The sequence below is a fragment of the Streptomyces sp. EDA2-14 genome (assembly GCF_054963755.1).
On the sequence record NZ_JBUEGE010000013.1, the window covers coordinates 114,322 to 129,571 of the forward strand.

Below are 15,250 nucleotides of genomic sequence, written 5' to 3' on the forward strand. Positions count from 1 at the left end.
GAACTGTCCAGGTTAGCCGGGCCCCGGACCGTCAGGCCGGTTTGGCGGCCGGGGAGTCGGAGGCCCGGCCGTGGTCCGAGGCCAGCGCCCAGATGACGAAGACGCCGATGCCGATGGAGATGACCGACCACACGGGCGCGTACGGCAGGAACAGGAAGTACTCGACGACGTAGAGCGCCCCGAAGGCGATGCCCGCGCCGCGCGCCCAGTCCTTGCCCTTGAGCACACCCCAGCCGGTGACCGCGACGAGCGCGCCGACCACCAGGTGGATCCAGCCCCAGGTGGTGAGGTCGAAGGCGTACACGTAGTCGCCGATCCGGCTGTAGACGTCGTCCTTGGCGATGGCGGCGATCCCGTTGAGGACGCCGAGGCAGCCGCTGACCAGCATCAGGACTCCGGCGAACAGGGTGCCGCCGGCCGCCCAGTCGGTGCGGGGGCCCCGGCCGCGGGTGGGGTCAGGGGCGGGCGTTCGGTGAGCCTCGGACCAGTCCGCCGTCCCGCTCTCCGGTGGTGTGTGCGTCATACGGGCGCCTCCTCGTGTCACCGGCATGCTCGCGCCGCAGCGGCGCGGCGGCACTCCGTACGCGGCCGATCGGGTGCCTGCCGAGCCACACGGCGAGCGACACCACCAGGCCCACCGCCACCAGCACCCACGACGCGGTGCGCATCGACGCGGTCAGTGCGTCGTACACGGCGCCGACCGCCGCCTTGTTCGCGGCGCCGGAGATGTCGGAGAGCGTGAGCGCGCGGGCGATCGGCAGCGCCACGAGCAGCGCGGCCGCGCCCAGGGCCACGCCGAGGGCGGTCGCGGCGAGCGCCCGGCGGCGGCGCGCGGCGAGCACGAGCCCCGCGGCGGCGCACACGACGGCGGCCACCGGCAGCCACAGACCGGCGAGTTGGAACAGGTGGAACCCCTTCCGCAGCCCGGCCAGGTCGCCGGCGGACAGCAGGGTGACCTCGGTGTGGGTGACCGGGATCCGCCCGGCGAACGGCACGCCGTCCGCCTCCAGCTGCTTCTTGACCTGCGCGGTGACGGGCGCCAGATCGAGCGTGACGGGCCCTGTGGTGCCCTCGTCGAGGGACTGCTGGACGGCGTCGTGGGCGGCCCGGTTCGCGGTGTTCCAGGCGCCGCGGAAGGCGTCGGTGTCCGCGAACGAGACGACCGCGCCGTGCAGATAGTCCTCGACGACCGATTCGAGCGCGCCCACGTCGAGGTTCCGCATGACCTCGGTGGTCACCGCGTCGGCCACCGCGTCCTGCACGTCCGGGTCACCGGCCAGTGGCGCCATCGCGGACACGTACCGGTCGCTGTCGCCGATCTCGTACTTCGCCCACGTGGAGAGCGTGCCGAGCGGGACGAGGAGACAGGCGACGACGAGCAGCACCGTGGAGGCGGCGGCGGTGAGGGGCGCTTTTCGGGTCACCTTGTCAGGCAAGGCCCCGGCCGCGCGGGGCGCGAGCGCTCCGGTGGAGCACTGGGCCGAACGGGTGTTTCCTGGATGTGGGGATGTGGAGATCTAGGGCCCTTCTGACGGATCAGGCTGGACCCGGAGGGCCGCACCATCCGGCTCCGCGAGCGGGGTCTGGTGCGTGCAGCTGCAAGGCGGAGGAGGGCGACAACGCGAATGGGGCCTCCCCTGCTCGAGCGAAGCCGAGAGCTTGGGGAAGTTGGCAACCGACGACAACGCCGCAGATGTGCGTGCCAGGGCCCGCGACTCCGGCAAGATCCGTCAGAAGGGCCCTGGGGCTCACCCTAGGAGGCCGATCATGCGCCGAACCACTCCGGCCCTGGCTGCCGCCGGGCTCCTGGCGGGCGGTCTGCTCGCCGTGACCGCCGCGGCACCGGCCAGTGCGAACAGCGACGTCGTCTGGGGGACCGTCGTCTCCCGTTCCGATCTCAATCTGCGCTCGGGGCCGAGCACGTCGGCCTCCGTCGTGTACCGGCTCGCGCCGGGCAGCCAGGACCGCGTCGAGTGCGCCACCGACGGCTCGTCGGTGCACGGAACCTCGACCTGGTACTGGTTCACGGGCGCCCGCGGCTGGGCCAGCGCCGCGTACGTCGACACCGGTGGCCGCGCCGTGCCGAACTGTACGTCCGGGGCGCCGGCCGACGGGCCGCGGCACGGTCACGACCACGGCCCGAGCGGCTGGTACTACCGCGAGTACCGGGAGTTCGGCGTCACGTATTAGTACGTACGTTCTATACGGGCGCGTACTCGCTCGCCGAGTAGTACCGGTAGTACGTGCCCGCGAACGTGGCCGCCGCGACGATCAGGCCGAGCACCACCGACCACAGGAGCGCGTGCTGCGCGAGGCTGTTGAGGAAGCCGACGGCGATACCGGCGAACGCGCCCCAGGCCCCGGCCCGGGCGACGAAGTGCCGGCCCGCCTGCCGCTTGGACCACTGGTGGATGCCGAAGCAGAGCGCCATCACGACGATGCCGGTGACGAAGCCGAGCGCGATGTTGCCGCCGGTGACCTCGCCGCCGTGACGGTCGATGCTCGACGCCCAGAATCCGTAGGCGATACCGGTCACGGCGGGGACCACGACGGCCGCGTCGGTCGGGGAGAAGGCCGCGCCCCCGGTGCCGGTGCGCCGGCCGGGTGCGGGTGCCGCGTGCTGAGCCATGACGGGCTCCTTTCTGCGAGGCCCCCCGCCCTTCCATTGACCGCTCGCGGCGCCTCCTTCGCAACATGCGCCCCGGGGAACACCGTGTTTCGCTGAGCCCATGAACATCCTGCTCCTGGGCGCCACCGGCATGGTCGGCAGCCGTATCGCCGCCGAGGCCCTGGGCCGCGGCCACAGCGTGACCGCCGTCAGCCGCTCCGGCGACGTGCCCGTCGTCGGCTGCACGGGCGCGGCGGCCGATGTCCACGACGTGCAGCGGCTGACGGTGCTCGCGGGCGGGCACGACGCCGTGGCCTCGGCCCTCGCGCCGCCCCGCGACGGCTCGGACCCGGTCGAGCCGTTCCTCTCGCTCAATCAGGCGCTGGTCGCCGCGGTGCGCGGAGCCGGGGTGGCGCGGCTCGTGGTGGTCGGCGGGGCGGGCAGCCTGGAGGTCGCGCCCGGCGAGGCGCTCGTGGACCAGCCGGGCTTCCCCGACGCGTACCGCGGCGAGGCGCTCGCACACCGCGACGTGCTCACCTATCTGCGCACGGTCGACGACCTGGACTGGACGTACATCTCGCCGGCCGCGGAGATCGGACCGGGGGAGCGCACCGAGGAGTTCCGGGTCGGCGGCGACCGGCTGATGACGGACGCCGACGGCGAGAGCCGGATCAGCGCGGAGGACTACGCGCTGGCCTTCGTCGACGAGATCGAGCGCGACGCGCACTCCAGGAAGCGCATGTCGGTGGCGTACTGAGTCACGGCTCCCTGAACGGCCGGGGCCGCCGACTCCTTCGGCCGGTACTGGTACAGCTCGGCGTCCGCCTCGTTCTCGTACGGCGCGCGCCGCGCGGTCCTGCGGATCACGGTGATCGCGGCGTCGTCGCTCGGCGGGCCGTACCGGTGCGCGCGCAGATCCTCCGCGAGCCGGTGCAGCAGCGCCTCGGGGGGCTCCTTCCCGCCGTGCGGCGCCACCAGGTGCGGCAGCCGCTCCCGTACGGGATAGAAGGTGCCGTCCGCGTCGCGGCACTCGGTCACGCCGTCGGTGAAGAGGATCATCGTGTCCCCGACCCCGAACGGTATCCGGGCCACGCGCGGCGCCGCGGCGCCCAGCATCCCCATCCCGAGGGGCAGTCCGGCCGGCAGAGCGGGGGTGTGCACGCGGCCGTCGGCGGTGACGACCAGCGGCGGCTCGTGCCCGAAGTTCACCACGTCGACGCACTCGTCCGAGGTGGGCGGGAAGTGCAGCAGCAGCCCGGTGGAGAACGCGTCCGTGAGGCCCTCGTCGTGGGTGATCCGGGTCCAGGCGCTGTACCGCTGCATGGCGATCTCCAGGCGCCGGGCCACCTCCTCGATCCGCTCCTCGTGGTACGCCGCCTCCCGGAACGCGCCGAGCAGCCACGCCGAGGCGGACACCGCGGGCAGCCCCTTGCCGCTGACGTCGCCGAGCACGGCGCGCACCCCGTGCGGCGAGGGCTGGAAGTCGTACCAGTCGCCGCCGACCCGGGCCGCGCGGGCGGCGGGCTGGTAGAAGTCGGCGATCCGCAGGTCCTCGAACCGCTCGGGCAGTCGGCGCATCACCGCGCGCTGGGTGGCTTCGGCGATGTCCGTGAGGGCCTGCACACGGCTGCGCTGCTCCTCCCTGCGGCGCGCGATCAGCACGCCCAGGAGCCCGCCGGTGCCGATCATCAGCGGCCCGAGCACGGCCCAGTTGCCGCTGGTCGGCAGCGGCGACACGGCCTGCAGCCCGATGTAGACGACGATCAGGAGACCGGTGACGACGGCGGTCACCGACACGGGCGCGAGCAGCGCCACGAAGATCGGCACGAGCCCGAGCAGGGCGCGGGCCCGGAAGTCCTCGGGCGTCGACACGTCGAGGGTGGCGATGATCAGCGCCAGCACCGCGACGAGCAGTCCCACGGCACGCCAGCCGCCCGTGGGGCGTACGGCCGAAGGCGCCGCCCCACGGATGGAGGACTGGTAGAAGCTGCTGGAGCCACGGGATGTCATCACGTTTGAGGATGCGGGGCATTCGTCGCGACGTGTAGGGACCAAGGTCCGTACGGCGGTGAGACCTCGGTCTCAGTGCGCGGGGACGGCCACGAAGCGGGAGGTGACGTGGAGTTCGGCGGCGATGCGCGCCGCGGTCTCCCGCAGCTCCGCCGCCCACGTCTCGTCGTCCCCGCGCCCCTGGTGGGCGGTGACGTCGAGCGCGGACACGACCCGGCCCGACCGGTCCCGCACCGGCACGGCCACCGACCGCAGCCCGTCCTCGGGGCCGTCGGCCACGGCCGACTCCCCGCCGTCGCGCAGCAGCCGCCCCGCGGCCGTGTCCCCGGCGGGCAGCCGGGAGCCGACGCCGATGTCGACGCGCATGACGCGGCGCGGCGTCACCCGCGCGGTGCAGCGCACGCAGTCGCCGTCCGGCACGGAGAGCCCGACGGACTCGGCGAGGCGCTCCGACAGGGCCGCGAGGTGCGGTGCGGCGATCCGGGGGAGCGTGGTGCGGGACAGCGGCGCGCAGCCGAGGGCGAGGACGCGGGGCGTGAGCCGGTACGTGCGGTCCTCGTGGGTGACGTAGCCGAGGTGCTCGTAGGTGATGAGGGCGCGGCGGGCCGTGGCCCGGGCGAGGCCCGTCGCCTCGGCGATCTCCGTGAGCGTGAGGGCGGGGTGGGCGGCGTCGAAGGCGGTGAGCACGCGGAGGCCTCTGGCGAGCGATTGGATCGTGGCGGGAGCTTCCTCCTCGGTCGCGGGGCTCTGCCCCGGACCCCGCTGCTCAATCGCCGCAGGGGCTTGCATGTGTGGCTGATGCGCCAGCGTTGCCTCCATCTCGCGTACGGCCCTCTCCAAAGGCCCCCGCACCGCCCCCGGCAGCTCCTCCGCCGTATGGCGGCTCGTGTGGCTCACCACGCTCACCGCGCACACCACCGAGCCGTCGGGACCCCGCACGGGGGCCGCCACCGCGACGAGGCCCGGCTCCACGAGCTGGTCGTCGACGGCGCGCTCCAGGCCCTTCCGGAACACGAGGCCCGGCGCGCACCCGGCGCCCGGCAGCGCGTCGCCCACGCGGAAGCTGATGGACAGGGCGCGCCTGCGCAGCACTTGGTGGACGAAGCGGATGTGGTCGCCGTCGGGGACCGCGATCGACACGGATTCGTCGAGCTCGTCCGCGAGCCGGTCGGCGAGCGGGCCGAGGAGCCCCGGCACCCGCAGCGCGTCCAGGCAGGCGTTGGCGACGGCCATCAGGGGCGGGGCGAGCGCCGCGTCGCGTCCGTCGAGGCGGACGAAGCCCAGGTGGGCGAGGGTCGCGCAGATCCGGTCGACCGTGGAGCGGGCCAGGCCCGTGACGCGGGCGAGTTCGGCGAGGGCGAGCGTGCCGTCCGCGCCCCCGGCGTACTCGGCGTCCGTGAGGCTGCGCAGCACGTCGAGGCCGCGCATCAGCGGGGCGACGGCCTCGGCGGGCGGCTGCGGGGGCACGGGCGGGGACGGCACGGTCGGTACTTCGAGCACGGGGCCACGGTAAGCGACCGCGGCTCCCGGGCAGGCGGCTATCGGCCGAGCAGTTCGACGATCCGGTCGAGGGTCGCGGGGGCCAGATGCCGGCGCAGCGCCTCGACCACGTCGTCGGGGGTCCCCCGGCTGTCGATCTTGATTACGCCGTAATCGCGGCCGCGCTTCTCCTTCCGGGCGGCCGGGACGGTCGCGGCGGCGTCCGGCTCGCCGGGGAGCACCTGCTCCTCCTTCGGGAGGCGGGCGATGCGGCGGGCGTCCTCGATGGAGACCCGGCCGTCGGCGAGCGCCTCCTGGATGTCCTCGCGCAGCTTCATCAGCGACAGCCGCTGCGAGATGAAGCCCTGCGTCTTGCCGATCCGGGCGGCGACCTGGCGCTGCGAGTAGCCGTAGGAGGTGATCAGGCCCTGGATGGCCTGCGCCTGCTCCAGTTCCGTGAGGTCGTCGCGCTGCACGTTCTCGATCAGCGCGTCCTCGTCGGAGCGCGTCGCGTCGTCCCTGACCAGGACCGGAACCTCGTCCAGGCCCGCCATCCGGGCCGCCGCGAGCCGCCGGTGGCCGTGCAGGACGACGTACGGGGCCTTGCCCACGGCCTCCTTGTGGTGCGGGCGCGCGGCGAGGAAGACGGCGGCGGAGACGACGCCGAGGGCCTGGAGGACGCCGCGTTCGCGGACCGTCTCGGCGAGCCCGTCCAGGTCGCGCAGTTCGTGGCGCGGGTTGTCCGGGTTCTCCGTGAGGTCGGCGATGGGGACGGTGAGCGGCTTGGTGTCGGGGCGTCTGCGCTGGGCGGGCGCCGCGGCCTGCTCCTCGGCGGCCGCCTTCTCGGAGGACAGGAGCGAGGACAGGTCGGTACGGCGCCCCATCAGACGTTCACCTTCTTCTTCGTGGCCTTGGCGTTCTTGGCGGTCTTCGCGGCCGCGGTGGTCTTGGCCGCCGTGGCGGTCTTCGCGGCGGGCTTCGAACGGGAGGACTTCTTGCTGCGGGCCGGGGCCGGGATCGCCGCGAGGCCGACCTCCAGGGCGAGCCGGAAGAAGTCCTCGCGGGCCTGGAGCGCGACCCGGTTGGCGCCGTACTGCGTGACGACGAGGCCGTCCGCGCTGGCCCGCGTGTGCAGCTTGTAGTGGCGTACGACGGTGCGCGCGAGCGGCCAGTCCTGCGCCTCGACGAACTTGCGGGTCTGCGCCAGGTCGGCCTTGCCGTCGCGCGGGTCCCAGTTGTTGATGACCACGCGGAAGGGCAGCCCGCGCGGCTTCACGACCCGCTCCACCGTGCGCTGCGTGGGCTGGAAGCCGAGCGGCTCCGGCTCGATGGGGACGATGACGTCGGTGGCGTTGGAGAGCACCGCGCGCAGGGCGTCGGCGGCCGCGCCCTTGCCGAGGGGGTCGGCGCCGTCGTCGTCGGCGAGGTCGAGCCAGCCGGGGGTGTCGACGAAGACGTGCTCGGCGGACGGGATGCGGGAGAGCGCCGCGAGGCCCGAGAGGTCGTCGTGGGCCTGCACGAAGTCGAAGGGGAGCCCCTCGCCGACCCGCTCCGACCACCACACGGCCGAGCCCTGCGGGTCGATGGAGACGGCGACGACGGGCGGGCGCTCGGCGTCCGGGGCGCCCGCGCCGAGCACGTCGGCGGTGACGGCGGCGAGGTTCACGGCGAGCGTGGACTTACCCACGCCGCCCTTCTGATTGAGGATCACGTGTACGTGTGCCACGAAAGCTCCCTGACGTCATGAACCGGAAAATCCGGTGCATATGGGGCGGTTGTCCGTGGTCACTCTGGCAGCGTGGGCGCCGCGGGGCCGGGTGTACACGCCGGGGAGCGCAGGCCGCGCAGCAGCAGGGGCGTCGCGAGCAGCAGCACTCCGGCGAGCGCGATCGCCCCGCGCGTCCCGATCAGCGCCGCGCAGCCGCCCCACGCCAGCGTGAGCACCGCGACGACCGCGCGCCCGGTCACCGTCCACGCGGACAGCATCCGCGCCACCACGTCGGGCCCGGTCCTGCGCAGCCGCTCGGCCGCCATCACGGGGTTGAACACGCCGACGCACGTGACGAGGCAGAACTGCACGCAGAACACCACAAGGAGCCCCGCGACGCCCGGCCCCGCGAAGGCGAGCCCCACCGGCCAGAGCACCCGCACCGTCCCGCTGACCATGAGCACGCGGTGCGCCCCGTACCGCCCGACGAGCGGCGTGGCGAGCCGGGAGCCGAGCAGGCCGCCGAGGCAGGGGAGGCCGAGGACGAGGCCGTACTGGACGGGGGAGAGGCCGAGTTCGTCGAGCAGCAGCACCGCCATGAGCGGGGCGCTCACCATGATCAGCGAGTTCACCAGGGTCGTGTTGAGGAACAGCGCGCGAAGCCACGGACTGCGCCACAGCTGCCGCCAGCCCTCGGCGATGTCGGCGGCGCCGATCCGGCCCTTGGCGCGCTGCGCGGGGCGCGGTTCGGGGGTGCGGATCGCGCGGACGCCGAGCGCCGAGAGGACGTAGCTGACGGCGTCCAGGAGGACCGTCGTCAGCGGCCCGAACGCGCCGATGAGCAGCCCGCCGAGCGGCGGCCCCGCGGCCGTGGCGGTCCACTGCGTCGCCTCGAAGCGGGCGTTCGCGGGGAGCAGCCTCTCCTCGGGGACGAGCGCCTTGAGGTGGGCGCCGCTCGCCGCCCGGAACACGATGTCGGCGGCGGCCACGACGACGGAGACCAGGACGAGCTGCGCGAAGGTCAGCGCGTCGAGGGCGTACGCGAGGGGCAGCGTGAGCAGGGCCGCGCAGCGCACCAGGTCCGTGAGGACAAGGACGGGCCGCTTGTGCCGGAACTCGATCCACGGGCCGAGCGGCACCGCGAGCAGCGCGCCGACCGCGAACCCGGCCGCCGCCAGGATCGACACCTGCGCGGCTCCGCTGTGCAGCACGAGGACCGCGATCAGCTGGAACGCGTCGATGGCGAGCCACGAACCGGCGGTGCTCACCGCGAAGGCGGCCCACAGCCACCCGAAATCCCGCCCGAGCCGCACGTCCCGCCCTCCCGTCTGCCGTCGTGACCCGGCGATCCAAGCGGCCGGGGACGCGCCGCGGCAAACAACCGGCGCCATCATCCGCACAACCAATGGTTGTATAGGCGGGTGGACCAGGAGACCGTACGCACCTTCGTCGCCGTCGCCGACGAGGGCCAGATCCAGATCGCCGCGGCCGAACTCGGCATCACCCAGCAGGCCGCCTCCAAGCGCGTCGCCGCCCTGGAGCGGGAGCTGGGCGTGCGCCTGTTCACGCGCACCCCGCGCGGGGCGCGGCTCACCCTCGACGGCGAGACCTTCCTGCCGCACGCACGCGAACTGCTCGCGGTCGCCGGGCGGGCCGCCGACTCCGTGCGCGGCGGACGGCGCCCGCTGCGCGTCGACGTGCTCGCCGCCAACGTGATCACCAACGGGGTCGTGCAGGACTTCCACCAGGCCCACCCCGGGCTCGCCCTCGACGTCGTCGCCCACGGCCACGGCGGCCGGGCCGCGCTCGCCTCCGTACGCGAAGGGCGCGTCGACGCCGCGTTCTGGACCCGCGCCGTGCCCGCGGACCGGCTGCCCGCAGAGGTGCGCAGCGCCCGCGTCATCGACGAGCCCGCCATCCTCGTCACCGGCGCCGCGCACCCCCTCGCGGACCGGCGCGAGGTCACGCCCGCCGAGCTCGCGGGACACCGGATCTGGATGCCCGGCATGGCGAAGGGCTCCGAATGGGCCGCGTACTACGAGGAGTTGGAGCGCGCCTTCGGGCTCACCATCGACGTCGGCGGCACCACCTTCGGCGGCGGCCATCTGCTGCGCACGGTCGCGGCGGCGGACGACGTGGCCACCATCATGGGCACCCGCACCCCGCTCACCCGGCCCGCCGGCATCGAGCTGCGGTTCGTCCCCGTACGCCGCCCCACCCCGCTCTACCCGCTGTCGCTGCTGTGGCGGGCGGACAACCGGCACCCCGGCCTCGCGGTGCTCCTGACGTATCTGACGGACCGGTACGAGCGTCAGGAGGACGGCTCCGGCGACTTCTGGAGCCCCGACTGGGCCCGCTGACGGGGGCGTTAGCCCACACGGATGGCCATCACATGCGTGCGGTGGCGGCTGCCCACAGGCTCGGAAGCATGCGCATCCGTACACCGCTCGTAGCCGCCACCGTCGCCACTCTCCTGCTGGTCACCGCGTGCGGGGACGACAGCAAGCCGGACCCCATGCGGAAGGACCAGTGGGCCCTCGACGCGATGAAGCTGCCGGCCGCCTGGGACACCTCGAAGGGCGACGACACGACCATCGCCGTCGTCGACTCCGGCGTCGCCCTCGACCACCCCGACCTCAAGGGCAGGCTCGTCGACGGACACGACTTCGTCGACGGCGACGACGAGCCCAAGGACCTCAACGGCCACGGCACGCACGTCTCCGGCATCGCCGCCGCCCACACCGACAACGGCGTCGGCGTCGCGGGCGGCGCTCCCGGCGCCAGGATCATGCCGGTGCGGGTGCTCGGCGCGAACGGCAGCGGCTCCAACGGCAACATCACCAAGGGCATCGTCTGGGCCGCCGACCACGGCGCCGACGTCATCAACCTCTCCCTCGGCGAGGGCGTCCTGATGACGAAGCTGCTCCAGGGCGGCATCCTCAACCAGGCCATCCAGCACGCCCACGACAAGGGCGCGGTCGTCGTCGCCGCGGCCGGCAACGACGGCGCGGACACCCAGCCGTACAAGGTGGAGACCCCGGTCCTCGTCGTCGGGGCGAGCACCAAGAAGGGCGCGGCGGCCGACTTCTCCAACTTCGGCGCGCAGCAGGCGGTCTCGGCGCCCGGCGAGGACATCCTCTCCACGCTCCCGACGTACAGGACGAAGGAGACCCTGAAGGACACGTCCGGCTACGGGAAGCTCTCCGGCACGTCGATGGCGGCGCCCTACGTCTCCGCGCTCGCGGCGCTCCTGCACCACCAGGGGCTCGACCCCGACGAGATCATCTCCACGATCCGGGGGACGGCCGTCAACCCGAAGAAGAACGCCAGGCTCGGCCTCGGCATCGTGGACGCGGAGGCGGCGGTGAAGAAGGCGGACAAGGACTCGTAATCAGTCGCTCCGCGGGGTCCCGTCCTGGCCGTTCCCGTTCCCGCTCCCGGTTCCGTTCCCGTTGCGTCTGCGGACCCGGCGCATCCGGAACACGGCGGCCAGGACGATGAGCCCGACGCCCGTCGCCACCACGGCGATCGACCCGGAGGACACCGACGTCACGTCGACCTCGAAGGTCATCTCCTCGCCCCACGGCTTGCCGTCGCTCGTCGTGTAGAGCTGGGCCGTCAGCCGCGCCTTGCCGTTCGCCTTCGCGGTGACGTCGATCTGCGAGGTGTGGCTCGCCGAGCCCTCGGCCGACACGGAGATCTCGTCGTCGTTGACCCTCAGACGCTCGGCGTCGCTGGACTTGACGCGCAGTTCGAGCCCGGAGACCTCCTGCTGAAGCGCGTTGTCGAGCGTCACGGGGATCGAGGCGTCGCCCGACGTGACGGTGACCGTGGTCTTCGGCACCAGGCGCAGCGACTTCACGGACGTCGACAGGAAGTCGCTCGTGCGCCCCTGGAACGTCCGCTGCGCCGCGTCCTCCTCGGCCCGCCACGCGGTGGCCAGGGCGCGGGCCATCGCCGCGTGCACGGACTCCGTGGTGGCCTTCGGGTCGGCGAGCACCTTGGTGAGGGTCGCCAGCGTGTCCAGATCGCCTGCCGCGTCCGTCAGTTGGTCCTTGTTCAGCTCGCTGCCGCGCAGCCGCGAAGGGTACGCGGACGGGGCCCCGGCCGCGCCCTCCACCGGGTCGTCGTCGGCCCCGCGGATGCCCTGGAGGTCCAGCCAGCCGTCCTTGGTGCCGGAGTCGATGGCGGAGCCGAGCGCGTCCGCCGCCGTGCCCGACAGATTGCGGGGCGGTACGACGACCGGGCGGGCGTTCGCCTTCAGGAGCGCGGTGACGTGCTTGACGGTGGCCTTGTCGGCGGTGTCGGGGCTCGCGGAGAGGCTCGGGCTCGGAGACGACGTGGTGTCGTCGGGCGACGGCGACGGCGACCGCGACGGCTCCGGGGCGGAGGGGGAGGGCGTGGGGGACGGCTCCTCGTCCTTGAGGCGGGCGAGTGCGCTCGTGAGGTCGGCCTCGTAGGGCAGCGCCGTCAGCTTGTCGTTGCCGCCGCCCACGGTCACCGGGGTGTCGTCCGCGGGCGTGAGCCCCCGGCCCGAGGCGAGGACCCGCGTCACACCCAGTTTCGCGCCGAGCGCGGTGACGTCGGAGTCGAGGGCGCCGTCGGCGGGCCAGCCGAGCCCGGTGCGGGCACCGGTGCCGAGGATCCGGTCGACCCGCTTCTTCGCGTCGGCCGCGAGCCCGGACACCACCTCCGTGAGGTCGTCGGTGTCGGTGCCGGGGTGGTGGGCCAGCGAGGCGAGGTCCGGGTCGGCGTACGGCAGCAGCCACACCTCGCGGCCCTCCACGGCGTCGCGCAGTGCGGCCAGCCAGGTGCGGGCCGCGTCCTGGCCCGTGCCCTCCGTGGTGTCCTGCGGGCTGGTGGAGTCGCTGTTCTTCGCGACCCGGTAGCCGGTGGACATCTCCTGCGCGGCGATCACCAGATCCGGGTCGAGCACCCAGCTGACGTCGCGGTCCCTGCCCGCGTCGACGACCTCGCGGAGCCGGCCGCCGGGCGCGAGGAGACCGGCGAGCGCGTCGTCGTCGAAGACCGGCTTCGCGGTCGACCCGGAGCCGAGCGAGGCCGCCGTCATGTGCGGGGTCGCGGTCACCGGCCAGACGACGGCGGGGCGCGCCGCGTCGTCCTCCGCCGCGGAGGCCTCCGGCGTCGTACCGGGGAGGGCCGAGGCCCCGACCACCATGGCGGTCACGGCCCAGGCCCGTGCCGCTCCGTGTCCCGCCATGTCGTCCTGCCTCCCGCCGATGGGTCAACCGGTCTTGAGGTAACACGGTCGGGTTGCCGGGGGCGGGGACCGTACCGGCTCGCGGCGCGTCGCCCACGCCTCGGGGCGCTGCCCCGGACCCCGCTGCTCAATCGCCGCAGGGGCTTGTGAGGTGTCCCGCCGGTGTCGCCCGATAGAGTGCGGCTCCGACGATGACGCTCTTGACGCACCGAGGTACCAGGCCGTGACTTCCCCCGACCCCGCCATACCCGCGGTGACCGTCGTCGGAATCGGCGCCGACGGCTGGCCGGGGCTCCCCGGGACCTCACGCGAGGCCCTCCGCACCGCGGACGCCGTCATCGGCGGCCCCCGGCAGCTCGACCTGCTCCCGCCGGAGTGCGCGGGCGAGCGCGTCGCCTGGCCCTCGCCGCTGCGCCCCGCCGTACCCGGCCTCCTCGCACGCCACGCGGGCCGCCGCGTCGCCGTCCTGGCCAGCGGCGACCCGATGTTCTACGGGATCGGCCGCACGCTGACCGAGACGGTGGGCGCCGACGCGCTGCACGTTCTGCCGCACCCGTCCTCCGTGTCCTACGCCTGCGCGCGGATCGGCTGGGCCGTCGAGGAGACCGAGGTGGTCACGCTGGTCGGCCGCCCGGCGGACCGGCTCGCGGCCGCGCTGCACCACGGCCGCCGGGTGCTCGTCCTGTCCGCGGGCGCGGACACCCCCGCCGAGGTCGCGGCCCTGCTGACCGAGCGGGGCTTCGGGCCCAGCCGCCTCACCGTCCTGGAACGCCTCGGAGCCGAGGAGGAGACCTCGTACGAAGGGGTGGCCGAGGCCTGGACGCACGTGCCCGGCGACCCGCTGAACGTGATCGCGGTCGACTGCCGTCGCGCCCCCGACGCCCTGCGCATCGGCGCGACGCCGGGCCTGCCCGACGCCGCGTACGAGAACGACGGCCAGCTCACCAAGCGCCATGTGCGCGCCGCGACCCTCGCCGCGCTCGCGCCCGCCCCCGGCGAACTGCTGTGGGACATCGGCGGCGGCTCCGGCTCGATCGGCATCGAGTGGATGCGCACGCACCCCTCCTGCCGTGCGTACGCCGTGGAACGGGACGCGGAGCGCGCGGCCCGCATCGAGCGGAACGCGGCGCGGCTCGGAGTGCCGGGCCTGACGGTCGTCACCGGACCGGCCCCTGCCGCCCTCGCCGAACTCCCCTCCCCCGACGCCGTGTTCATCGGCGGCGGCCTCACGGCGCCCGGACTGCTCGACGCCTGCTGGGACGCGCTCGCGCCGGGCGGCCGTCTCGTGGCCAACACGGTCACCCTCGAATCCGAGGCGCTGCTCGCCACCCGGTACCGGAGCCACGGCGGCGAGCTGGTGAAACTGTCCGTCGCGCACGCCGTGCCGGTCGGCGGCTTCACCGGGTGGCGGCAGGCGATGCCGGTCACGCAATGGTCCGTAACGAAGACAGGGGTTGGACAGGCATGACGGTCTATTTCATCGGGGCGGGCCCCGGCGCCGCCGACCTGATCACGGTGCGCGGCGCCCGCACGCTCGCGGACTGCCGGGTGTGCCTGTACGCGGGGTCGCTGGTCCCGGCCGAACTCCTCGCCGAATGCCCGGCCGACGCCAGGCTCGTCGACACGGCGGACCTCGACCTCGACGCCATCGAGCGGGAGTTCGTGGCGGCGCACGAGGCCGGCCACGACGTCGCCCGGCTGCACTCCGGCGACCCGTCGGTGTTCTCCGCGGTCGCCGAGCAGATGCGCCGCCTGGACGCGCGCGGCATCCCGTACGAGATGGTCCCCGGCGTCCCCGCGTTCGCGGCGGCGGCAGCGGCGCTGAAGCGGGAACTGACGGTGCCCACGGTCGGCCAGACGGTGATCCTGACCCGTATCGCGCAGCAGGCCACGCCGATGCCCGCGGGCGAGGACCTGGCCACGCTGGGCGCGAGCGGCGCGCTCCTCGTCCTGCACCTGGGCGCCCGTTACGTCGACCGGATCGTCTCCGAGCTGCTCCCGCACTACGGGGCGGACTGCCCGGCCGCGGTCGTCGCCTACGCCAGCCGCGAGAACGAGCTGGTGCTGCGCGGCACCCTCGCCGACATCGCGGACCAGGTGAAGGCGGAGAGCGTGCTGCGCACGGCGGTCATCATCGTGGGCCGCACCCTGGGCGCCTCCCAGTTCCGCGACAGCCACCTGTACTCGACGGAGCGGGACCGCGACTGTTCCGGGGCGTAGCCGG

The 15,250-nt window shown here is 73.9% G+C and carries 15 protein-coding genes; 6 read left to right on the forward strand and 9 right to left on the reverse strand.

Annotated elements, in window-relative coordinates:
- Positions 1–31: 31 nt before the first annotated feature.
- A complete protein-coding gene (locus ACY34M_RS27350; protein WP_462722382.1) occupies positions 32–523 on the reverse strand; it encodes a DUF7144 family membrane protein in 492 nt (163 codons plus the stop codon).
- Complete coding sequence (locus tag ACY34M_RS27355; RefSeq protein ID WP_462722383.1) at positions 456–1,424, reverse strand: hypothetical protein; 969 nt, start codon at positions 1,422–1,424, stop codon at positions 456–458. Before ACY34M_RS27355 ends, ACY34M_RS27350 begins: the two co-directional genes overlap by 68 nt.
- 343 nt (positions 1,425–1,767) lie before the next feature.
- On the opposite strand from ACY34M_RS27355, the gene ACY34M_RS27360 reads away from it, so the two are divergent.
- On the forward strand, positions 1,768–2,190 hold the full coding sequence (locus tag ACY34M_RS27360; protein ID WP_462722384.1) for an SH3 domain-containing protein: 423 nt from the start codon (positions 1,768–1,770) through the stop codon (positions 2,188–2,190).
- 10 nt (positions 2,191–2,200) lie between these two features.
- Here ACY34M_RS27360 and ACY34M_RS27365 read toward each other — a convergent pair whose 3' ends face one another.
- Positions 2,201–2,629, reverse strand: coding sequence for a hypothetical protein (locus tag ACY34M_RS27365; RefSeq protein WP_462722385.1), 429 nt, complete (start codon positions 2,627–2,629; stop codon positions 2,201–2,203).
- 100 nt (positions 2,630–2,729) lie between these two features.
- Between ACY34M_RS27365 and ACY34M_RS27370 the strand changes: the two genes are divergently transcribed.
- The gene (locus ACY34M_RS27370; RefSeq protein ID WP_462722386.1) at positions 2,730–3,365 is read left to right on the forward strand and encodes an NAD(P)-dependent oxidoreductase; all 636 of its coding nucleotides are present in this window, start codon (positions 2,730–2,732) and stop codon (positions 3,363–3,365) included.
- On the opposite strand, the gene ACY34M_RS27375 is transcribed toward ACY34M_RS27370, so the two are convergent.
- The 5 genes from ACY34M_RS27375 to ACY34M_RS27395 form a co-directional block, all read right to left on the reverse strand.
- Positions 3,293–4,618, reverse strand: coding sequence for a PP2C family protein-serine/threonine phosphatase (locus ACY34M_RS27375; protein ID WP_462722387.1), 1,326 nt, complete (start codon positions 4,616–4,618; stop codon positions 3,293–3,295). The two genes, ACY34M_RS27370 and ACY34M_RS27375, sit on opposite strands and share 73 nt — an antisense overlap.
- A gap of 72 nt (positions 4,619–4,690) precedes the next feature.
- The gene (locus ACY34M_RS27380) at positions 4,691–6,118 is read right to left on the reverse strand and encodes an IclR family transcriptional regulator domain-containing protein (RefSeq protein ID WP_462722388.1); all 1,428 of its coding nucleotides are present in this window, start codon (positions 6,116–6,118) and stop codon (positions 4,691–4,693) included.
- Positions 6,119–6,156: 38 nt separating this feature from the next.
- Entirely contained in the window at positions 6,157–6,981 is an 825-nt protein-coding gene (locus tag ACY34M_RS27385) for a ParB/RepB/Spo0J family partition protein (RefSeq protein WP_462722389.1), read from the reverse strand.
- On the reverse strand, positions 6,981–7,823 hold the full coding sequence (locus ACY34M_RS27390; protein WP_462722390.1) for a nucleotide-binding protein: 843 nt from the start codon (positions 7,821–7,823) through the stop codon (positions 6,981–6,983). The genes ACY34M_RS27385 and ACY34M_RS27390 overlap by 1 nt, the downstream gene beginning before the upstream one ends.
- A gap of 59 nt (positions 7,824–7,882) precedes the next feature.
- Complete coding sequence (locus ACY34M_RS27395) at positions 7,883–9,118, reverse strand: MFS transporter (protein WP_462722391.1); 1,236 nt, start codon at positions 9,116–9,118, stop codon at positions 7,883–7,885.
- A gap of 108 nt (positions 9,119–9,226) precedes the next feature.
- Between ACY34M_RS27395 and ACY34M_RS27400 the strand changes: the two genes are divergently transcribed.
- Positions 9,227–10,165 (forward strand): LysR family transcriptional regulator, encoded by a 939-nt coding sequence (locus ACY34M_RS27400; protein WP_462722392.1) that lies wholly within the window; start codon positions 9,227–9,229, stop codon positions 10,163–10,165.
- A gap of 68 nt (positions 10,166–10,233) precedes the next feature.
- Positions 10,234–11,196, forward strand: coding sequence for a S8 family serine peptidase (locus tag ACY34M_RS27405; protein WP_462722393.1), 963 nt, complete (start codon positions 10,234–10,236; stop codon positions 11,194–11,196).
- Here ACY34M_RS27405 and ACY34M_RS27410 read toward each other — a convergent pair whose 3' ends face one another.
- Positions 11,197–13,026, reverse strand: a complete 1,830-nt coding sequence (locus tag ACY34M_RS27410; RefSeq protein WP_462722394.1) for a DUF6049 family protein — start codon at positions 13,024–13,026, stop codon at positions 11,197–11,199.
- A 223-nt stretch (positions 13,027–13,249) separates the two neighbouring features.
- Here ACY34M_RS27410 and cbiE point away from each other — a divergent pair, with 223 nt between their 5' ends.
- Both cbiE and cobM read left to right on the forward strand, forming a co-directional pair.
- Positions 13,250–14,494, forward strand: a complete 1,245-nt coding sequence (cbiE, locus tag ACY34M_RS27415; RefSeq protein ID WP_462722395.1) for a precorrin-6y C5,15-methyltransferase (decarboxylating) subunit CbiE — start codon at positions 13,250–13,252, stop codon at positions 14,492–14,494.
- Positions 14,491–15,246, forward strand: coding sequence for a precorrin-4 C(11)-methyltransferase (gene cobM / locus ACY34M_RS27420; RefSeq protein WP_462722396.1), 756 nt, complete (start codon positions 14,491–14,493; stop codon positions 15,244–15,246). Before cbiE ends, cobM begins: the two co-directional genes overlap by 4 nt.
- Positions 15,247–15,250: the final 4 nt, after the last annotated feature.